Below are 22,306 nucleotides of genomic sequence, written 5' to 3' on the forward strand. Positions count from 1 at the left end.
CCGGTGCATACCAAGAAGCTGAGCGACATGCTGCTCGAGGGCTATGGCATCTATGTCCAGCCGATCAACTTCCCCACCGTGCCGCGCGGCACCGAGCGCCTGCGCTTCACCCCCTCGCCAGTCCACGGCCCGCGCGAAATGGATGCGCTCGTGGGCGCCATGGACGCCCTCTGGAGCCACTGCGCGCTCAACCGGATCGACCTCGCCGGCTGAAACCACCAACCAGAAGGAGCCTGACCGATGCGCTGGATCACGCGAGGCGCTGTTGTCGCCACCGTCGCCATTCTGTGCCCCTTGGGAATTTCACAGCTGACCGCGACGGAAATGGCCGGTCCCATCGACGACCCCACCCCGGTCACGGCCACGGTGCGGCGCGCCGATCCTCTTAGGATCGAAGACGTGCTGCATGCCTTCGGTCATGTCGCCCCTGCGGATATTATCCGCGTGTCGATGCCGCGCCATGCGGCCCCGGTGACGGACATTCTGGTGAACGAAGGCGATGTGGTCGACGCCGGGCAGATCCTCGTCCGCATCGACCGCACCGATATCCAGCGCGATCTTCTGCAGGCTCAGGCCACGCTCTCGGCCACCCGCGCCGATATCCGCATCGCCCGGTCCAGTCTGCAGGTCGCGGCCACCGACATCGCGCAGCGCCGCGCCGAACTCGACCGGCTCGAACGTCTGGCCAAAACCGGCGCCTCCTCCGAGGTGCAGCGGCAGGACGCCACCCGCGCGCTGCAACAGGCCATGTCCGAACACGAGGCCGCCAAGGCCCGTCTCGCCGGTGCGCAGGCCAGCGAAACCCTCGCCCTGCTCGCATTGGAGCGCGTCACCACCTTGAGCAACCAGCTGGATATCCGCGCCCCGGTCGCAGGCCGCGTGACCCGGATCATGGTCGATCCCGGTGCAACGCCTGTCATCGGCAGCCCGGTCCTCGATCTTGCCGCCGCCGACCGCATGGAAGCGGTCCTGACCGTGCCCCCCCACGCGCTTGCCCGCGTGTCGCGCGGCACTCCGGTGCGGCTCTGGACGCCCGATGGCACGATGATCGCCGCCGATGTCGCCCGGATCAGCCCCTCGACCGGCCCCGAGGCAGGTCTCGCACGGGTCGCGGTGCGCCTGCCCGACGGGAACGCCCATCTTGCAGGCTCCAGCCTGCGCGCCGAAATCATCGTCGATCAACGTGTGGCGATCATTGTGCCCACATCCGCCCTCGTGGCGCTCGATAGCGGCCCTGGCCTCTTTCGCGTCGTCGATCAGCGCGCCGTCGCAACCCCGGTCGACCTGTCGATGCGCCCCGGCGGCGCCGAAGCCGAGATCGTCGCGGGCCTCTCCGAAGGCGCGGTCTATGTCGCCGTCGCCTCGCCGCTGCTGCGCGATGGCGAGCCGGTGGCGCATCGCGGCGACCTGAAGGATATCGGGGGCAAACAGACAGCGGCGCTGCATCTCGGACTGGCCCGGCGATGACCCTTACGGAACGGATCCTGCGCCACGCGGCCTTGCCGGTGATCATCATCGCCGTGCTGGCGCTTCTGGGCCTGCGCGCGGGCCTGACCCTGCCGCTGACCCATCTGCCCGATATCGGTGACAACCGGATCGTGCTGCGCCTGTCGGCGCCCGATGCCTCGCTTGCTGCCACCGATCACGATCTGGCCCAGCCGGTCTACCGCGCGCTGTCGTCCTTGCCGAACGTCACCTCGATCCGGTCACAGATCACCTCCGGCCAGCTGGTCATGACCCTCAGCCTGCGCAAGTCCCGCACCGCCCAGGACAGTCTCGCAAAGGTGCAGGACCGGCTTCAGGCGCTCAAACCCAATCTGGATCTGGCCATCTCCATCGACGAGATCCGCGCCACCTCCTCGCGGCGTCAGGCGGCGCTGGAGCTGGCCATTCTGCCCCGCGACGGCGATATCGTCGCCGCCAGCGATGCGATGCGCGACGTCATCCTGCCCGCCTTGCGCCAGATCGACACCATCGCCGAGATCGACACCCAAGGCGCCACCCGCGCCGAACTGGTGATCAGGACAACCGACCCTCGGCTGGCCGCCGTCGGCCTGACCTTCGCCGCGCTGAACCGCCAGATCACGCAGGCGCTCTCGCAACAGGTGGCCGCAGCCGTGCCGGTATCCTCCGCTCCACAGGCGGGCACCATTCTGCTCTCACTCCCGCAGAACATGCTGGCCGCAGAGGCGGCGCAAACACTCTCCACCCTGTCGCTGACGACCGCCTCGGGCCAGAAGATCCCGCTGGCGGCCGTGGCGCGTGTGTCGACTGCGCCCGCCCCGCGCGACTGGCTCACCCGGCACAATGGCACCCCCGCGATCCTCGCGCAGATCCATGCCGCGACCGGTGCCGACCTCGTGACGCTCGACCAGGATCTGGACCGTGTTCTGACGGATCTTCGGCGCAGCCGCCCAGATCTGGCGCTCGACGTTATCGCGCGCCCGGCCAAGCAGGCGATCCGCTCGCTCGGCGCCACCCGGCAGGCGCTGCTGGAAGGCTGCCTGCTGGTCATCGCGGTGATCGCGCTTGCGCTGAAATCCTGGCGTGCGACGGCCCTTGCCGCGTTGGCCATTCCGCTCTCGGTGCTGCCCTCGCTCTATGTGATGCAGGTTGTCGGCCTCAGCCTGAACATCGTCAGCTTGCTGGCCCTTACCCTTGCGTCGGGAATCGTCGTGGACGACGCGATCGTCGAGATCGAGAATATCCACACCCACCAGCGCCGGAGCCGCGACCCCCGCAAGGCCGTGGCGCGCGCGGTCGACGAAATGGCCCGCCCCGTGATTGCCACAAGCCTTGCCCTTCTGGCGGTGTTCCTGCCGGTCGCGACCATGCCGGGCGAGGCCGGTCTCTATTTTCAGGCGTTCGGCTATACGCTGTGCATCGCGACGGTGTTTTCCCTGCTGGTCTCGCGGCTCGTGATCCCGGGCCTTGCCCTGCGCTTCGCGGGCAGCCCCGTGGCCCGTCCCGCAGCCCCCTCGGCCCGGCGATTGGCCCGGCGTTACCGTGCGGTGGTCATCCGCGCGCTGCGCCTGCGGTGGCTCTGTCTGGCAGGGGCCGGGCTTGTGGCGGGGCTCTCGGTGGTCGCGGCGCTCAATCATCCCGGCGCGTTCATCCCTCTGGATCGCGACGCCCTTCTTCGGTTCGACATGGCGCTGCCGCCGACGATGCCCCCCGAGGCGCGTCTGGACCATCTTGCAGCACTCGAACGCGATCTTCTGGCCGATGATGGCGTGCGCGGCCTGACGGTGATCGCCTCCGATCAGCCTGCCGATACACTCCGCCTTCTGGTGCGCACCGATGGCGCAACCCGAACCGAGGCACGGTTGCGCGATGCGCTCAGCCAGACCGCCGATGCGCGCGTGCTCCCGCTCGCCAGCACCGGGCGTGCGGCACTCGTGCTCGATCTGGCGGCCCCTGACCTCAACAGTCTTGAAATTGCAGCACCCGCGATCCTTGCCGCCATCGCGCAACTGCCCGAGGATATCCCGATCCTCTCCCCCATGTCCGCAAGACAGGCGCAGGTGCGTTTCCTGCCCGACCAAGGCCTCCTGCGACAGCTCGACCTCAGCACGGCGGATCTTGTCGCGTCCCTTCAGGGCCATGCAAACCCCGACAATCACCTGATCGCCATGATCGAGAGTGATGGCCAGCAGCCGCTCCGCCTGCGCAGTCGGCTGACACCCTCCAGTCTGGACGGCAAGACGCCAGGTGACCTGACCTTCGCACCGGTGCCCTTGCCCGGCGGCGGCACCGTTCCGCTCGCAGCACTTGGCCGCTTCGATCTGGACTTCGCGCATCTGCGCCTCGAACGGCGTGATGGTCTTTATGTCCTGCCGCTTCTGGCCGCGCCGGACACGGCGGAAACCGCGCGCCGTGTCTCCGCTCTTGCCAAGTCCGAGGTGGACCGTCTGTCCGCCGATCTGCCCGGTCTTGCCCTACTGCCCGCAGGCGACACCGCCTCGCGGCTCGAGATGATGTCCGACCTTGGCCGCGCCTTGGGAAGCATGCTCTTGCTGCTTGTTGCGGTGCTCTATGCGCTCTTCCGCTCTGTGGCGCAGGTCGGGGTGATTCTCGTCTCGCTGGTCTTTGCGTTGAGCGGCGGAATGCTGGTCCTGTCGGTGACCGGCCTGCCGGTGTCCCTGCCGGTGCTGATCGGTCTGATCCTGCTGCTCGGCATCGTCGCCAAGAACGCGATTCTTCTGATCGACCGGGCGCAAACACTGTTCGCGCGGCACGGCAACATGGCGCAGGCGGTGATCGCCGCCGCCTCGGACCGTGCGCGCCCGATCATCATGACCAGCGTTGCGATGATTGCCGGGATGCTGCCTGCGGCCCTTCCGTGGCTCGACGGCTCGGCCTTCCGTCAACCGCTGGCGCTGACCGTGATCGGTGGCGTCGCGGTCTCGACCCTGCTCAGCCTGGTGGTCACGCCGGTCCTGTGCCTGATGGCCCATACTGCGGCATCCCGCATCGCCCGGCGCATTGCGCCGCGCGCAGCCACACCCGTTCCCCAGACCTGATACAGCCTCGCGCCGCGACCAATGCCGCCCCGTCGGGCGGCATTTCGGCCCGATTCTCCCATGCCGGCACCCTTCCGGCCTATCGGACCTTGGTCTGACATGACCGCTACCTTCGTAGGGTTTTTCACAAGACCTTCAGCGCCTCCGCCCCGAAGTTTCCCTTGTTACGTCTGGTCCATCAGATTCTCGCCCGTTTTCCGGCGGGTGACCCACAGACTTCAAACCAGGAGAAACCAAGATGGTTTTCGTCAACACAAACGACCTGAAGCACATCCTCGACCAGATCCGCATCGCCGAACAGCATGTGGCAGGCACGCCTTTGACTGATCTGGTTGCAAACCCCCTGCTGCCTTATGGCCTGCGCCTCGTCGATGGAACGCTGAACAACCTGACCGCCGGCCGCGAGACATGGGGCTCGGCGGATCAGGTCATGCCGCGCCTGCTCGATTCGACCTTCCTCACGCAGCCCGATGCGGCACATCTGGCTGATCCCAGCCCGCGTGCCCCGCAAGACGGACCCACCTCCTATCTGCAGACCTCCGGATCGGTCTATGACGCCGAGCCTCGCATCATCTCGAACCTTGTCGCGGACCAAACGCTGTCCAACCCCGCCGTCATCGCCGCAGCGCTCAGCCATGCCGGTCTGACCGGTCAGGCGATGCTTTCCGCTGCCAACGAAATCGTTCAGGCCTATCAGCGCGTCATCGATGCGCAGGCCGCCACCGGCAATGTCGATCAGGCGCTTGAGCTGCAGCGCCAGCAACTGCAATCCGCTCTGGACACGGCCAGCGCCGAGTTGACCGCCGCTCAGAACGATGTCTCGGCCAAGACAACCGCCAAGACGGATGCCGATCAGGCCGTCATCGATGCACAATCCGCGCTGGACACGGCCGCCGCGACAATGGTTGCGCTGCAAAGCGCCGGTCAGGTCGGCGAGGCCCAGGCCGCGCTGACAGGGGCTCAGACGGCCCTGACACAGGCTCAGAACGCCCTCAATGCCGCGCAGGCCGACCTGGACGCCGCCAAGGCATCCGCCGCCTCGATGCTGACCATGCACGGCGCCAAACAGACCGAAGTCACCAACCTGCAGAGCCAGAAGGCGACCGCCGATCAGGACCTTGCCTCGGCTCAGGCCACCCTGTCCGACGCTCAGGCAGCACTGGCGCTCGAAACCAACGCCGCAGGCGCGGTCACCGAGGCTCAAACGGCGGTTGATAATGCCACCACCGCAGTCAGCGAAGCGCAAGCGCGTGTGGACGCTCTCGACGCACAGCTCACGCAGGCTCAGGCCGATCTCGCCGATCTGAACACGCAGCTTCAGACCGCGCAGCAGGCCCAGAACGACGCACAAGCTCGCGTCACCGCCGCTCAGGAAGCCGCCGCCGAAACCCAGATCGCCCGCGACAACGCCCAGTCCCTCTTCGACACCGAAGTGACCGAGCTTGCCGCCGCACAGGCCGATATGCTCAGCGCCCTCACGACCTATCTGAATGGCGGATCGCTGGCCGATTTCTCTCTCGCGTCCGCGGCCTATTCCAAGGCCCGCGAGGAAAAGCTGGCCGCGGAAATGGCTCTCGCTGACGCGATCGATGCGGATGATGGCGCCGATCAAACGGTTGTGACCGAAAATGCCGCCCTCTCCACGGCGCAGTCGCAGGTCAACTCCCTGACCCAACAGCGCGATGCCGCGGTCAACACACGTGACGGGCTGAACACCCAGCTGGGCGACGCCAACACCGCCCTGTCCACGGCGCAAGCCACCCTCGAAACCGCCCAGCAGGATCTTCAGACCGCGCAGGCGAACAACCAGGCATATGTCGACGCGCAGAACGCCGTCACGCAGGCGCAGGCCGGCGTCACTTCGGCCCAAGATGTGGTCGATGGTTTTGTGACCCAGCTCGCCACCATCAACGCCGAGCTTGCAACGCTGAACACCAATCTTGAAAACGCCAATGCCGAGGTCACCCGCCTCGAAGGCGTCGTTCAGACCGAAACCGGCGATCTGACCACAGCACAAGACGGCGTGAACTCCGCCCAGCAAGCACTGGCAGCAGCCCAGACGGCCGATGCGCAGATCCTCGCGCAGCTCGACGTGATCGCCGACGCGACGTTGAAGCTCAGCGTCGCCACTCAGGATGCCGCTCAGGCAGCCCTCGATCTGACCGCAGCCGAAGGCGTGGAAGCCACCAAGCAGACCGCCGTCGACACCGCGACGAACAACCTCGCGGCTCTGAATGCCCCCGGCGCGGCCGAAGCCGCACTGGCCGCCGCTCAGGCCACCGCCGCCGAGGCGCAAACTGCCCTCGACACGCTGCTGACCACCCATGACATCGCAATGGACGGCAACAACGTGCTGCTGCCCGACGTGACCCCCGATGAAGGTCTGTCCGCGCCCTACAACTCGTGGATGACGCTCTTCGGTCAGTTCTTCGATCACGGCCTCGACCTGGTCGGCAAAGGCGGCAGCGGCACCGTTTACATCCCGCTGCAGCCCGATGATCCGCTCTATGTCGAAGGCTCGCCCACCAACTTCATGGTGCTGACCCGCGCCACCAACCAGCCCGGCCCTGATGGTGTGCTCGGCACTGCGGACGACATCCGCGAGCATTTCAACAAGACCACGCCTTGGGTCGACCAGAACCAGACCTACACCTCGCACCCCTCGCATCAGGTGTTCCTGCGTGAATATGACCTGAACGCCGATGGTGTGCCGGTCTCCAACGGCTACCTGCTGCATGGCCAGTCCGGTGGCATGTCCACCTGGGGTGACGTCAAGGCGCAGGCCGCGACCAAGCTGGGCATCCAGCTCAATGACAGCGACGTGCTCGATGGCCCGCTGCTGGCTACCGATCCGTACGGCAACTTCATCCCCGGCGCCAATGGCCTGCCGCAGCTTGTCGTGCCGAACCCTGCCTATGTCGAAGGCGGCACCGAACCGCTGCACATCCTGGTCGAAGGCGATCTGGCCAACCCGGTCGATGCCAGCCAGGCGGTCCGCAACGGCCACGCCTTCCTCGAAGACATCGCCCATAACGCCGCGCCCGGCACATATGTGGTCGATCGCTTCACCGGCGAAACCGCCGTCAAGCAGGCGGATGCCGACACCGAAACCGGCAACGCGATCATCCCCAACCAGTTCGGCCAGAACGAAACCTACGACAACGAACTGCTGGACCGCCACTTCATCGCCGGCGATGGCCGTGGCAACGAAAACTTCGGTCTGACGGCGGTACACCACGTGTTCCACTCCGAACACAACCGCCAGGCAGCCGAGATGAAGCAGACCATCCTCGACAGTGGCGAGCTTGCCTTCATCAACGAATGGCTGGCCACCCCGATCACCGAGGCCGATCTGGCAACCGCGACTGTGAACACCGTCGAATGGGATGGCGGGCGTCTGTTCCAGGCCGCCAAGTTCACCACCGAGATGCAGTATCAGCACCTCGCCTTCGAAGAATTCGGCCGCACCGTGCAGCCCCAGATCGCGGCCTTCGGCGCCAATGCCAGCGCCGAGATCGACGGCTCGATCCTGGCTGAGTTCGCCCATGTCGTGTATCGCTTCGGCCACTCGATGCTGACCGAGAACGTTCACACGATGGACCCCAACGGCGTGAACACCTCCACCGGCCTGATCGAAGCCTTCCTGAACCCGGTCGCCTTCGACCAAGATCAGACCCTGTCCTCGGATCAGGCGGCAGGTGCCGTTGCGCGTGGCATGTCCCGCGAAACCGGTGCCAATATCGACGAGTTCATCACCAGCGCCCTGCGCGACAACCTCGTCGGCCTGCCTCTGGACCTTGCCGCGCTGAACATTGCGCGCGGTCGCGATACCGGCGTGCCGTCGCTCAATGCGGCCCGCGAGCAGTTCTTTGCCGCCACCGGCAGCGAATTCCTCAAGCCCTATGACAGCTGGTCGGAATACGCCGCGAACCTCAAGAACCCGGCCTCCATCATCAACTTCATCGCGTCCTACGGCACTCACGACACGATCGTGAACGCAACGACAGTGGTGGAAAAACGTGCTGCGGCCACCGATCTCGTTCTGGGCGGGGATACAGCCCCGGCGGACCGTCTGGATTACGTCAACGGCACCGGCGCTTGGGCCGGGGTTGAAACGGGCATCAACGCCGTGGAGTTCTGGATCGGCGGTCTGGCCGAGGCCATCATGCCCTTCGGCGGGATGCTCGGCTCCAGCTTCGGCTTCGTGTTCCAGCAGCAGATGGAGGCGCTTCAGAACGGCGACCGCTTCTACTACCTGGCACGGACAGCCGGCATGAACATGCTGGCCGAGCTGGAAAACAACTCGTTCGCCTCGATGATCGTGCGCAACACCGACATCAAGGACGGTGGCGCGCATATCCCCGGCAACATCTTCTCGTCGATGGATGTCATCCTCGAAGTGGATCAGGCCGTGCAATCCATGCCCGACCCCCTGTCCACCGATGTCGATCCGTTCCTTGCCGCCATGGGCACCAGCATGGTCGAGCGGGCCACGGCCACGGCGGATGCGCCGCTGATCGACGGGGCGCGGGAATACGACAACTTCCTCAAGTTCAACGGTGGCGAGCACGCCGTGCTCGGTGGCACGGATCAGCGCGACATCCTCAACGGCGGCCTCGGTGACGATGCGCTCTGGGGCGGCGCGGGCGATGACCTTCTGATCGGTGACGCCGGTGTGAACACCCTGCGCGGCGGTGCCGGCAACGACATCCTCAAGGATGGCGACGATGTCAGCTTCCTGCATGGCGAAGACGGCGACGACGTGATCTCCGCTGGCGGCGGCATCGGCGAGCTGATGTTCGGCGGCAAGGGCAACGACGCGATCCTGATGGGCTTCGACGACGCGGCCGAAGCGTTCGGCATGGACGGCAATGACTTCATCTACGGTGGGGCCGGTGCCGAATTCATGTTCGGCGGGGAAGGCGACGACTGGATCGAAGGCGGCGACGGCTTCGACATGGTCATGGGCGACAACGGCGATCCCTTTGGTGGTTCGCGGGTCATCGGCCATGACGTTCTGAACGGCGGCGCCAACGACAACGACCTGCTCGGGGAAGGCGGCGACGACATCCTGATCCAGGGCGAAGGCGTGCATGTGAACCTGGGCGATTTCGGCTTCGACTGGGTGGCCCACAAGGATGCCATGACGGCGGCGGATATCGACCTCAGCCGCCGTCTGGAAACCAACGAGGCGCTGGACGCGATCCGCGATCGCTACACCCTCGTCGAGGCGGCCTCGGGCACCCAGTTCGACGACTTCCTCTACGGCGATGATCGCGAAGGTGCCGCACTGCCGGCCGGGCTCGATCCTCTGGCCAATGACGCCACACTCTTCGCCAACGAGCTGACCCAGGCCGGTATCGACCGGATCGACGGTCTGCGCGAGCTTCTGGCCGACATGATCGGCGTGAATCCCACGGATACCTTCAGCGGTGGCAACATCCTGCTCGGCGGTGGCGGCAGCGACGTGATCCAGGGCCGTGGCGGCGATGACGTGATCGACGGTGACAAGGCGCTCAACGTGCGCATCTCGATCCGCGATCCTCAGGATCCGACCGTGGAACTGCGCTCCATCGACAGCCTCTTCGAAATCTCGAACGAACTGCTCGACGGCTCGATCAGCCCCGGCCAGCTGCAGATCGTGCGTGAACTCGTCGATGCCGGTCAGGAAGGCGATGTGGACACGGCTGTGTTCTTCGATGTGCGCGCCAACTACAACATCCGCTCGAACGCCGATGGCAGCGTCACGGTCGATCATATCGCACCGCCCGCAGCTGGCACCTTCATCGACCCGATCAACGGTCAGCCCAACGTCGCCGGTGGTGACGGAACCGACCGCCTGACCAATGTCGAAATCCTGCGCTTTGCGGATATGGAGGTCGATCTGCGCACCAATCCGGCCAGCAATGGCCTGATCCAGGGCACGGATGGCAACGATGTGCTCGACGGCAGCAACGGCCCGGACGCGATCTTCGCAGGTGCCGGTGATGATGTGATCAACGGTCTTGCCGGCAATGACGTGATCTTCGCCGAAGCCGGCTCCGACACGATCACATGGAACGCGCCCAACGGCGGCTACGATGTGGTCGTGGGTCATGGCATCGTCAACGACGGCGGCACCGACATGCTGGTGATCAACGGCGATGGCACCGAGGACGGCTTCACCATGTACACGGTCGCAGCTTGGGCAGAGGCAGGCGGCGCAGCCCCGGCCGATCCGCTCTCCGAGATCGTCATCACCCGGACAGTGGCCGGTGTGGAAACCGCGATCATGGAAGTGCGCGGCATCGAAGAGGTCACCCTCAACGGGGTGCAGGGTGTCGAAACCATCACGGCCGTGGGTGACTTCGCAGGCACCTCGCTTGCGCCCAACACGATCTACGTGAACGGCACGGCGGGCAACGAAGTGATCGACTTCTCAGGCTTCACCTCGACCCAGCGTCTTGTGGTGGATGCAGGCGACGGTCGCGACGTCATCACAGGCGGTGCAGGCAATGACATCCTGAACGCCGGTGCAGGCCGCGACGAAATCACCTGGAGTGTCGGCGGCGGCAGCGATGTGGTCGATGGCGGGGCAGGTGACGACACCTACACCATCAACGGCGACGGATCGGACGAAACCTTCCGCGTCTATGCGGCGGACTCCTGGACAGGGGCACCCCTCGCCACTGGCACGGATATCGTCATCACCCGCGATGCGGGCACCGGCGAGCAGGTGATCGGTCAGCTTCAGAACATCGAAGAAATCCAGATCAACACCGCAGGAGGCACGAACGACGTACAGGTTATCGGTGACTTCAACCCGACCGCTCTGAACTTCAACACCATCAGCGTGACGGGCGAGGTTGCCAATGTCGATGTCACCGGCCGTCTTTCGACGCACCGCGTGTTCGTCGAAACCGAAAGCCGCGCCACAACGTTGACCGGCGTTCTGACCGAAGGCGACGTGATCGTGATCCCCGCGGATATCGACCCGGCCAATCTGCAAACGGCCCGTTCGACTGACGGTCTGACCGTCACGCAGAGCTTTGGTGACTTCACGCTGAGCTTCACGGTTGATGATGTGGACACGCTTCCGATCGTCGTGCAGTCCGGCACCGGTCTGGCGAACACCCTGCGCAATGTCGCAACCATCAACGAGGAAACCGGCGCACCTCAGGGCATGGGAACCGTTGCTCTCGGCACCCTGCCGCGTGGCAATGTCCTGCTCACCGGGGATGATCTGGCCGCGTTGAAATACATGGTCACCGGTCAGGGCGAAGCGCCTGTCCTTCCGCCGGAAGCGGGTCAGCCTGTGGACAACGATCCGGCTGATCTGATCGTCGGTGTCCGCGATCTCGAAGGTCTGACGAACAACCTGGAGAACCCCGAGATCTCGGGTGGCGCGACCCTGCCGTTTGCCCGTGTGACCGAAGCCCGCTACGGCGTTGCGAACGCAGGCACCGATGCCGAAACCAGCGTCGGCATGGACGGCGCAGGTATCGTCAACCCGGTGTTCGCCGGTCTCGACGCCCGCGAGCTCTCGAATGTCCTCGGCGCTCAGGATGCGGATGCGGCCAAGGCGGCCTCGGCCAACATGTTCATGATGTCCTTCGGTCAGTATTTCGACCATGGCCTGACGTTCATCCCCAAAGGCGGCCATGCCCCGATCGCGATCGGCAAAATGGGCGTGGATCGGATGTCGGGCAACCCGGTTGACCTCAACCGTGCCACGGCCACGGTCAATCGCGAAACCGGCGAGATCGAGCACACCAACATCACCTCGCCGGTGGTCGATCAGAACCAGGTCTACGGCTCGTCCAGCCTGGTGGGTCAGCTCCTGCGCGAAAGCGATGGCGAAGGCGGCTTCGGCGCCCATGTCCTGATGGGCCAAGATGATCCCTCGGCCCCCGAAGGCTCTGGCTTCAAGCTGATGGCCACACTTCGGGAACTGCTGGATCACCATATCGAGGCGGGTACCGTCTTCACTGGAACCGACAAGGGCGATGTGACGCTGCAGGAGTACTACAGCGATATAGAAACCGGTCGTGTGCTGCGTGACGAGATGGGCAACTACGATGCCGGCTTCGTCAAGGAACTCTCCGGCAACTTCATGGGTGAAGGCTGGCCGCTCCTGATCGACACCAACCCGTTCATGAACCTGCTCGACCACTTCGTCGGCGGTGACGGGCGTGCGAACGAAAACGTGGGTCTCACCTCGATGCACACCGTCTGGGCGCGCAACCACAACTACCACGTGGATCAGCTTCTGGCGGCAGGCTACGCAGCCGACACCACCGAAGAGCTGTTCCAGGCTGCGCGCATCCTGAACATCGGGGAATATCAGCAGGTCGTGTTCAACGACTTCGCCGATAGCCTTCTGGGCGGGTTGCAAGGCTCGGGCCGTCACGGTCATGACAAGTATGACCCGACGACCGATGCCCGGATCAGCCACGAGTTCGCGGCGGCGGCCTATCGCTTCGGCCACTCGCAGATCGGCGACACGATGACCCTCAAGACGCAAGACGCCGATGGCAACACCATCACCGTCAACGCGGACCTGTTCGATCTGTTCCTGAACCCGACCAACGATCCGAACGCGTTCACCGTGCCGCTTCCCCAGGGGTATGTGCCGCAACCGGGCTACGCCCAGTATGGGGTCGCCAACATCCTTGGCGGTCTGGTGGAACAGCCCTCCGAAGAGGTTGACCTGCAGGTGGTGGATGCCGTCCGCAACGACCTCGTGCGCAGCCCCGCCGATCTCTTCGCCTTCAACGTCGCTCGCGGCAGGGATGTGGGCCTCGGCACGCTCAATCAGGTCAAGGCTGATCTGGCGGCGTCCGGCAACCTCTACATCTCGGAAGCGATCGAGCTGTCGGACATGGCCATGACACCCTACACCGACTGGGCCGACTTCCAGGCGCGCAACGGGCTGTCGGACGACATGATCGCCAAGTTCGAGCAGGCCTACCCGGATCTCGACCTGACCGTGGGCTCGCCTGAATACGAGGCCTTCGTCGCGGCCAATCCCGATATCGCGATGATCGACAATGGCGATGGCACGATGACCGTCAAAGGCATCGACCGTGTCGACCTCTGGGTCGGTGGCCTGGCCGAGAGCCACATCCAGGGCGGTGTCGTGGGTCATACCTTCTGGGTGCTCATCCACGAGCAGCTCGACCGACTGCAGGAAGGCGACCGGTTCTACTATACCGACCGGATCGGCGATCTGCCCGTCTACAACAACTTCATCTCCAACCTCACCTTCGGAGATATCGTGACCCGCAACACCGGGATGACGGATCTGCCGCTGGATGTGTTCAGCTACAACGGAGATCAGGCGGTTGAAGACAATGCACCCAACACCAACCAGACCAACACCAATCCGGTGACCACCAATCCGGCCAACACCAACCAGACCAACACCGATCCGGCCAACACCAACCAGACCAACACCAACCAGGAGACAACCGACACGACCAACACCGGTCAGACACCGGAAACCGAACCGACAACAACAGAGGAGAACGAAACCGAGGCGACCGAGGATAACAGCGCCCAACAGTCTCAGGGCGGTACGTCCAACGGAACCGAACCCGAAACCAACGAGGATATGTCCGAGGGCACCGAAACCACGCCCGAAAACCAGGAATCCGAAGTCGAAACCGAGACACCGGCTTCGGACCCCTCGGCCGGGCAAAGCCCCTACGGCCCGGTCGAGGGTATCGTCGAAAGCGGTACCGACATGGCCGACGCCCTGGTCGGTGCGGCCGGCGACGATGTCCTCAGCGGGAATGGCGGCAACGACATGCTCGCGGGCAATGCCGGTGACGACATGCTCTTCGGTGGCGATGGCCGCGATGACATGCTCGGTGGCGAAGGCGCCGACATGCTCACGGGCGGTGCCGGCAGCGACCATATCTTGGGTGGCGACGGCGATGACGTGATCATCGGCGGGTCCGGCTCGGATATCCTGATGGGCAATGCGGGCGACGACACCTTCATCGGCACGGATGGCGACTGCAACGACCTCATCTACGGTGGCGAAGGGTCCGATACGATCGACATGGCGTCGGTCACCTCCGACCTCACGGTGCGCCTCGGCAACGCCGGGACGGATCGTGGCTCGGTCACCACGGCAGAGGGCGGTCGCGACACGATCTGGAGCATCGAGAACTTCGTCGGTGGCGCAGGCGACGACACCATCTTCGCCAGCGACGCGGCCAACGTGCTCGATGGCGGTGACGGCAACGACACCTTCGTGTTCGAAACCGCGGCCAGCGCGCAGGGCGATCACATCAACGGTCTCAACGCCGGCGATGTCCTGCAGTTCGGCAGCGGCGCCGATGCGGTCACGATCACTTCGCGGGATCAGGCCATCGAAGCCGGCTTCTCGGTCGAGCATGACGCCGCCAACGACGTCTCGACGATCAGCGGCAGCCTTGACGAAGAAGACTTCCAGCTGACCGTCAGCGGCCGCTTCGACTACGATCAGATCGCCTGATCCCCAGTCGGATGAAAACACGATCGGCAGCCGGGTACCCTCCGGCTGCCGATCTCGTTTTGCGGTTTGCCTTTCGAATGATCCGGGCGCCCTGTCACCCGGCGCGCGTCAGCCTTCAGCCTTCAGCCCCCAAGCCCTCAGCTGAACGGATCTTGCGGATAGCCCACACCGGCCAGGTACAAGCCCTGCGGCGGACAGACCGGGCCACAGGCCGCACGGTCTTTCGCCTCAAGCGCGGTTTTCACATCCTCGGGCGCCCAGCTTCCCGCGCCCACGCGCTCCAGCGTGCCCACGATGCTGCGCACCTGATTGTGCAGAAACGACCTTGCGCGCAGGTGAAACCTCAACTCCGGCCCCCCCAGCCCCGCGACCTCCTCGATCTCCAGCGCATCCAGCGTCTTGATCGGGCTTTTCGCCTGACAGATCGAGGATCGAAAGGTGGTGAAATCATGCTTGCCCAGCAGATGCCGTGCCCCGTCGCGCATCGCCTCCACATCGAGCCTTTGTGGCACGCGCCAGACGCGCCCGGCCTCCAGCGTCTCGGGCGCACGCCGCATCAGGAGCCGGAACAGATAGCGCCGCTCCACCGCTGAAAATCTGGCATGCCAGTCCTCGGCCACCGGCGCGCAGGCCACCACCGCCACAGGCGCGGGCTTGAGATGATAATTCAACGCCCCCATCAGCTTGAACGGGTCCCAATCCTTGACCAGATCGCAATGCGCCACCTGCGCCAGCCCATGCACGCCCGCATCCGTGCGCCCGGCCGCCGCGATCTTGTGCGGGCCGGGTTCCAGACGCGCCAGCGCCGCCTCGATCGCACCTTGCACCGAGGGCTGTTCCGCCTGTCGCTGCCACCCTGCAAAGGGGGCGCCGTCATATTCCACTTTCAACGCATATCTTGGCATGCCCGCCACTTACCCCGCAGATGCTTGCCGAACAATCCCCCCAAACCTGCCCTCTGGCAACCGTCGCGCCTCGCGCCTATCTTGGACGGGCCAGCGAAGGGCCAGCGAAGGGCCAGCAGGCAAGGGGGACCGGGCCTTTGATTATAAACGATATCGCCGAGGGGCTGACGCGCCGGGTCGAGACGGTGACCGACACGCTCTCGGAATCCCTGTTCGAGCCGGTGATCCGTCTTGGCGTCACCGGCCTGTCGCGGGCCGGCAAGACGGTGTTCATCACGTCGCTTGTGGCCAACCTGATGGACCGCGCGCGCATGCCGGGGCTGGTGGCCGCCGCCGATGGCCGGATCTCGGCGGCCTTCCTGCAGCCCCAGCCCGACGATACCGTGCCGCGCTTCGATTACGAGACGCATCTCGCGGCCCTCACCGGCCCCGAGCCGAGCTGGCCAGCCAGCACGCGGGCCGTCTCGGAACTGCGCCTGTCGCTGCGGGTGCGTCCCACCGGACTTCTGGCCGGGCTGTCCGGCCCGCGCACCGTGCATCTCGACATCGTGGATTATCCCGGCGAATGGCTTCTGGATCTGGCGCTTCTGGACAAGACCTATGCTCAATGGTCCGCCGATGTGATGGCCCGCATTGCACCGCGCGCGCAGGCCGCCGACTACCTGCAACTGGCGCAGGCCACCGATGCCGCCGCCCCTCTGGACGAGCCTGTGGCCCAAGCGCTGGCCCGCGCCTTCACCGCCTATCTGACCGCGGCCCGCGCCGCGGGAATCTCGGATTGCACGCCGGGCCGCTTTTTGCTGCCGGGCGATCTGGCCGGCTCTCCGGTGCTCACCTTCGCGCCGTTGCCCATGCCCGCCGCGCCCGGTCGCAAATCCGTCTGGCACGAGATGGAGCGCCGCTTCGAGGCCTATAAATCCCGTGTCGTCAAACCCTTCTTCCGCGATCACTTCGCCCGGATCGACCGGCAGGTTGTGCTGGTCGATGCCCTCAGCGCGATCCATGACGGCCCCGCCGCCATCGACGACATGCGCCGCGCGATGTCTGACATCCTCTCGGCCTTCCGCCCCGGTCGCAACGCCTTTCTCACCCGCCTGCTGATGGGCCGCCGGGTCGAGCGTATCCTGTTTGCCGCCACCAAGGCCGATCACCTGCACCACTCCCAGCACAAGCGCCTGACCGGGATCATGTCGGCGCTGACCCGCGATGCCCGCGACCGCGCCGATTTCGCCGGCGCCGAGACCCAGTCCATCGCCCTCGCCGCCCTGCGCGCCACCACCGAAGAGACGATCGACCACAAGGGCGAACCGCTCGATTGCGTGCGCGGCACCCTGCTCAACCCCGATGGCAGCCGCGGCCGACAGGCCGCTTTCCATGCCGGTGATCTGCCCGACGATCCCGCCCGCCTTCTGGCGCCCGCCCGCGAGGGTGCGCAGAAATGGCTCGATGCCGAGTACCGGATCATGCGCTTCGCGCCCGCGCCCCTGTCGCTCAAGCCCGGCGAAGGCCCGCCGCATATCCGGCTCGATCGTGCCGCGCAGTTCCTCATCGGCGACCGGCTATGAGACAGGCCATGCACGTCGCCTCCCGCCCCGGCCCGCATACCGGCCAGCCATCCGCACCGCCGCCCGGTCCGCCATTCGCCCCGTGCTCGGGCCAGCCATCCACCCCGTCGCTCGGCCAGCCATCCGCCCTGCACACCGGTGAACCATCCGCGCCGCCGCCCGGTCCGCCATCCGCGCCGCACCCTCGCGATCTTTCCACCCCGTCGCTCGGCCAGCCAACCGCCCTGTGCCCCGGCGAACCATCCGCGCCGCGCTCGGGCCAGTTATCCGCTCCGAACCCTCGCGATCTTTCCGCCCTGTCTCCCGGCCAGCCATCCGCCCTGTGCCCCGGCGAACCATCCGCACCGCGCTCGGGCCAGTTATCCGCTCCGCACCCTCGCGATCTTTCCGCCCTGTCTTCCGGCCAGCCATCCGCCTCGCACACCGGCCAGCCCTCCACCTCGTCGCCCGCTCCGCCGGGCAACTCCGCGCCGTGCCCGTCCGCCAGTCGGACCCGCCCGCACCCTCAAGCCAGCCACTCCCCGAAACCCGCCCATATCGGCCATGCCCCGCATCTTCTGGCGATCCTCTGGTCCTTCACCCGGCACACCCCCTGGCTGCCCCTTGTCCGCTCGCGGCTCACCGATCTGCGGATGATGTTGCAGGTGATCCGCCGGGGCTGGGTGCGGGTGGCCTTCGATGCGCAGGGCCCCGCAGGCTTCATCGCCCGCGACGGGCAGTGCATCCATGCGCTCTACGTCCATCCGCGTGCCCGTGGCACCGGGCTTGGCCGCGCGCTTCTGGATCAGGCCAAGATCGATCAGCCGCGCCTCATCCTCTGGGTGCTGGCCGATAACCGGCCCGCGCGTGGCTTTTACGCGCGCCAGGGCTTTGTCGAGGCCGGGCAGGGCAGGGGGCAGGGCAATGACGAAAACCTGCCCGACATCCGCATGGTCTGGCACGCCCGCGCCGACACCGGCCGTCAAGGAGACCCGGCATGACCAAACCCAAAGGCCCCATCCTGATCGAGCTCGAGCAGGCCGACACCGCCCCCGGCCCAGACACCGCGCCGCCCGTGCCCGATCCCGACACGCCCGCTCCCGATACGCCGCAGGGTCGCGCCATGCAGACCGCCGCCACCTTGGCCGCGCGCCGCCCCTCGCGCCTGTCGCGGCTCTTCTGGGGGCTTTTGCTGGCGCTCCTCGGGGCGGTCCTGTCGATCACCGCATGGGATTTCGCAACCGGCCTCGTCGCCCGCGCGCCAATCCTCGGCTACGGCGTCACCGCGCTCATCGCCGCCTTCCTTCTGGTCCTGCTGGTCATCGCCCTGCGCGAGCTTGCCGCCTTCTCCCGCCTTGCCCGCATCGACAGCCTGCACCGCGCCTCCCAATCCGCCCTGGCCGAGGATGACCTGACCGCCGCCCGCGCCGTCGTCGTCGATCTCACCCGGCTTTACGCTGCCCGCGATGACACCCGTTGGGGCCGCAACCGCCTGGCCGAGCGTCAGGCCGATCAATTCGACGCCGCAGGCCTTCTGGGCCTGGCCGAGATCGAGCTTCTGGTCCCCCTCGACCGGGCCGCCACCCGCGAGATCGAGGCCGCCGCCCGGCAGGTCGCCACCGTCACGGCACTGGTGCCGCTGGCGATGGCCGATGTGGTGGCGGCGCTCACTGCCAATATCCGCATGATCCGCCGCATCGCCGAGATTTACGGCGGCCGCTCGGGCGTTCTGGGGGGCTGGCGTCTGGCTCGGGCGGTGATGGCTCATCTGGTGGCAACCGGGGCTGTGGCGGTGGGCGACGATCTGATCGGCTCCGTGGCGGGAGGAGGACTGCTCTCCAAAGTATCACGCCGATTCGGTGAAGGTCTGGTTAACGGCGCGCTCACCGCCCGTGTCGGCGTCGCCGCGATGGAGGTCTGCCGCCCCCTCCCCTTCACCCGCGCCCGCCGCCCCTCGGTCTCGGGTCTCGTCAAACGCGCCCTCACGGGCCTCTTCGGCGGGCAGGCACCCCTCTGACCCATCCCTCTCGTCTCAGGCGCGGCGGGGCGAGGATGGTGGCCGGTCCTGTCACGGCTCGCAAGATGGTCAGCCTTGCGGACCGCGCCGTGACGCACCGCACCCCGCCGGGCCGGGGGCGGCGACCCACGGGTTGGTCTGTGGCCCTTTATCCCCGCCAAATCCGAATATTCGATGAACGGCACACCCGACTTTGCCAAATCGCCTTGCCGGGGGTCGGCCCGGCGATGCGCGGCGGCCTTCGGCCTTTGTTCCGCGCTGGGGCCTCTCGACCACCTCTCCGCCACGACCCCAGACCTCGTCACGTTTTGCTTACCGTTGCGTTCGGCGGGCAGGCGGCACCCTGAGTCCTCGCTGGCGTTCCTTATGTGGAGCGGGGCGCGGTGGTGGGATTGGGCGGGAAGCGGACGGTCGCTGCGATCAGCACCAAGGTCGGCTACGCGGGACGAAGCCACCTATGACAGGAGCATCCAGATAGCGACTGCGGCCAAAATTATGCCGAACAACATGTTGAGCTTTTGGGCGCTTTCAGGAGTTCTAAAATAACCGGCGATTTTGTCCCCAATCAGTGCCCAGATTGAAAATGAAATGAAGTTGTTGATCGTAAAAACGGTTCTGATCAAAATTACCGTGACAACCCATCCGCCCTCCGATTGCCCAAGGAACTGTGTGAACATCAACGCGATAATGACATAGGCTTTGGGATTGAGAATAAGCAAAATAACACCATCAATAAATGTCGCTGGTTTTGCGGTTTCGTGTCCCTCCAATGTCCCCGCTCTGAAAATTTTCCATGCAATCCATAGCACGTAGAGCGAACCTGACGTTTTCAGAAAAATGAAAATTTGAGGAAACCGATCCAACGCAGCAATAAAACCAAAGCCTATCGCGGCAGTCACAACCCAAGTTGCGAAATGATAGCCCACATTTGACGGCACCGTTGAGCGAAAGCCAAATCGTGCGCCGTTTGCTGCGAAAAACATGTTTCCGGGGCCGGGGCTGTAGGCAAGAGGAAAAAGAAAGAGGATCAAAGCGATAGAGGTTTGAAGCATGGAGGCATCCCTAGATTTTGGACGCCAGTTCAACGCGCTCAGGTCAATCGGGTCGACCCGAAACTTGCGCATAAGGATTTGACAGGAAGCAGTAACTTCGGGCTCCTAACTGCCGTTCGCTGCACACAACACGACCGTCCGCTCAGGGCCGGTCGGAACTTCAGAATGAATTCGAGGCCGGCAAATTCGCGGGTAGAATCTCGTCTTCGGTCCATACATGCTGGACGCGAACGGGGTTCAGACCGGATACCATCATGACGACTTTTGGCGACAAAGATCTGCAGACGCTTCAGCGTGAAGTTCAGCGATTGCTCGGTCGATGCTTGTTGCGGTTGCAACAATATGAGCGGCTGATGAAGGCCGTGGTGGTCGATCACAAATTGTCTGGGCCAATGCATGACTTGGAGACGGCTCGTGCCGCGCGGATTGAAGACACTGCCCTTAAGACGCTAGGCACCTTGGCTCGCGATCTCCTCGGGTCATATTTAGTGGCCCATGACAAAGATACCGCCGAAGAGACCACTACCAACCCTTCTGAGAACATTGATTGGTTCTCCATGCATATAACACTTGGCCTATCGAGTTCAGATCTCGTCCAGGCAGAGAATGATCTGAGAGACATGGTTCTTCTACGGAACAATCTGGTTCACCACTTCATTGACCAGCACGATCTCTCGAGCTTGGATGGATGTCGTCGCGCACAAGACGCCTTGGTCGAAGCATATTATCGCATCGACCAACACCTGGGACAACTTCGGGAATGGGCTGGTGACATGGAGGAAATACGGCGGGTTCAGGCAGCGTTCTTGTTGTCGGAGGAGTTCGAAGACGTGTTCGACAACGGAATCGCCCCCGATATAAAAGTAAATTGGGGCGCCTCGGATATAGTGGACGCCTTACGAGAAGCATACTGTGCGTTGGCGGCCGGTGGATGGGCATCTGTCGCTGAGGCTGGGAGATGGATAGCAAAGCGCAACCCAGAACAAATACCTGCCAACTATGGATGTAATAGTTGGCGGCAAGTTGTGCATCATGCTCCCAATCTGGAGATTCGATATCTTGAAATGAACGGAAAACGCACTGCTTGCTATCGTGAGAAGGATGTTACCGCTAAGTCGCGTTAAATTATAGTGGTGTCGCATGAATGCTATGCTTCACTCCTCGGCTGCTTTTGGAAAGTTGCGCCGCCGAATTTTCTGCCTGGTGAACGGCATCTCTGGGCCGTAAGCCTATCCCACGAACGACCCCCCAACCCCATCCACCGGGGAAACAAGATCTCCAAAAATCCTGCTCACGCGATGTCGAAATCGCGCCGCCCGGTTGCGACCGTCCCACCTCCAACCCACCGATTTGCGTACGGGATGGACACAAATCGCGGGATCAGACCCGGGGTTCGTCCCAAACGCGCGTAGGGTTCGTACGGATTGTACTCACCTGAGCTTGGGGATCCCGCCGGGCAGGGTCTCGCGTTCGACCACGCCCGCGCGCATCGAGCGGCCGATCCGGTGCGCCAGATGCGACCATGCGGCGGCCTTCAGGAGCGTGCCGAACAGCCCCGGCTTGACGGTCCCTGTCGGGCTGGCCACGATCATCACCACGCGGTCGAATAGTCCATCGCGCGTCACGATGAAAAGAAGCGCTGCAATGGTGACAAAGCCGAGCACATTGGCACGGCGCGGCGGCATGGCGCGATAAAACCTTGCCCGAACCAAGCGGAAAAGGGTCGCAACGAGGCGCCCCATAATGAAGGCAACGGCGAACACGGCGACTGCCAGCATCAGG

General features: G+C 64.7%; 11 protein-coding genes. 8 read left to right on the forward strand and 3 right to left on the reverse strand.

All coding sequences use genetic code 11. The annotated features are described in order from the left end of the window. The 4 genes from F3H35_RS18305 to F3H35_RS18320 all read left to right on the forward strand — a co-directional run. Positions 1-213, forward strand: a 213-nt coding sequence (locus tag F3H35_RS18305; protein ID WP_149780976.1) for an aminotransferase class I/II-fold pyridoxal phosphate-dependent enzyme, incomplete at its 5' end; no start/stop codon positions are given. Positions 214-240: 27 nt separating this feature from the next. Then, entirely contained in the window at positions 241-1,467 is a 1,227-nt protein-coding gene (locus tag F3H35_RS18310; protein ID WP_149780977.1) for an efflux RND transporter periplasmic adaptor subunit, read from the forward strand. Continuing rightward, positions 1,464-4,523, forward strand: a complete 3,060-nt coding sequence (locus tag F3H35_RS18315; protein WP_149780978.1) for an efflux RND transporter permease subunit — start codon at positions 1,464-1,466, stop codon at positions 4,521-4,523. The genes F3H35_RS18310 and F3H35_RS18315 overlap by 4 nt, the downstream gene beginning before the upstream one ends. 238 nt (positions 4,524-4,761) lie before the next feature. Beyond that, positions 4,762-15,006, forward strand: a complete 10,245-nt coding sequence (locus F3H35_RS18320; protein WP_149780979.1) for a peroxidase family protein — start codon at positions 4,762-4,764, stop codon at positions 15,004-15,006. 137 nt (positions 15,007-15,143) lie between these two features. Here F3H35_RS18320 and truA read toward each other — a convergent pair whose 3' ends face one another. Then, on the reverse strand, positions 15,144-15,911 hold the full coding sequence (gene truA / locus F3H35_RS18325; RefSeq protein ID WP_149780980.1) for a tRNA pseudouridine(38-40) synthase TruA: 768 nt from the start codon (positions 15,909-15,911) through the stop codon (positions 15,144-15,146). Between the two features lie 137 nt (positions 15,912-16,048). Between truA and F3H35_RS18330 the strand changes: the two genes are divergently transcribed. Genes F3H35_RS18330 through F3H35_RS18340 form a run of 3 tightly spaced genes read left to right on the forward strand, consistent with a single transcriptional unit; the run spans position 16,049 to position 19,472 of the window. After that, positions 16,049-17,476 carry a YcjX family GTP-binding protein gene (locus F3H35_RS18330; protein ID WP_149780981.1) on the forward strand — a complete coding sequence of 476 codons (1,428 nt, stop codon included), beginning with the start codon at positions 16,049-16,051 and terminating at the stop codon, positions 17,474-17,476. 8 nt (positions 17,477-17,484) lie between these two features. Further along, positions 17,485-18,456 (forward strand): GNAT family N-acetyltransferase, encoded by a 972-nt coding sequence (locus F3H35_RS19085; RefSeq protein ID WP_223228482.1) that lies wholly within the window; start codon positions 17,485-17,487, stop codon positions 18,454-18,456. Further along, positions 18,453-19,472: a YcjF family protein gene (locus F3H35_RS18340; RefSeq protein ID WP_149780982.1), complete on the forward strand. Its 1,020-nt coding sequence runs from the start codon at positions 18,453-18,455 to the stop codon at positions 19,470-19,472. Before F3H35_RS19085 ends, F3H35_RS18340 begins: the two co-directional genes overlap by 4 nt. 455 nt (positions 19,473-19,927) lie before the next feature. Here the strand turns inward: F3H35_RS18340 and F3H35_RS18345 are convergent, their stop codons facing one another. Continuing rightward, complete coding sequence (locus tag F3H35_RS18345; RefSeq protein WP_149780983.1) at positions 19,928-20,524, reverse strand: LysE family translocator; 597 nt, start codon at positions 20,522-20,524, stop codon at positions 19,928-19,930. Between the two features lie 254 nt (positions 20,525-20,778). Here F3H35_RS18345 and F3H35_RS18350 point away from each other — a divergent pair, with 254 nt between their 5' ends. Next, positions 20,779-21,648 (forward strand): OST-HTH/LOTUS domain-containing protein, encoded by an 870-nt coding sequence (locus F3H35_RS18350; RefSeq protein ID WP_223228483.1) that lies wholly within the window; start codon positions 20,779-20,781, stop codon positions 21,646-21,648. Between the two features lie 306 nt (positions 21,649-21,954). On the opposite strand, the gene F3H35_RS19090 is transcribed toward F3H35_RS18350, so the two are convergent. Beyond that, on the reverse strand, positions 21,955-22,306 hold a 352-nt coding region (locus F3H35_RS19090), incomplete at its 5' end, for an alpha/beta-hydrolase N-terminal domain-containing protein (protein WP_317510734.1).

Source organism: Roseovarius litoreus, from assembly GCF_900142765.1.
In the GTDB taxonomy this organism is placed as follows: domain Bacteria; phylum Pseudomonadota; class Alphaproteobacteria; order Rhodobacterales; family Rhodobacteraceae; genus Roseovarius; species Roseovarius litoreus.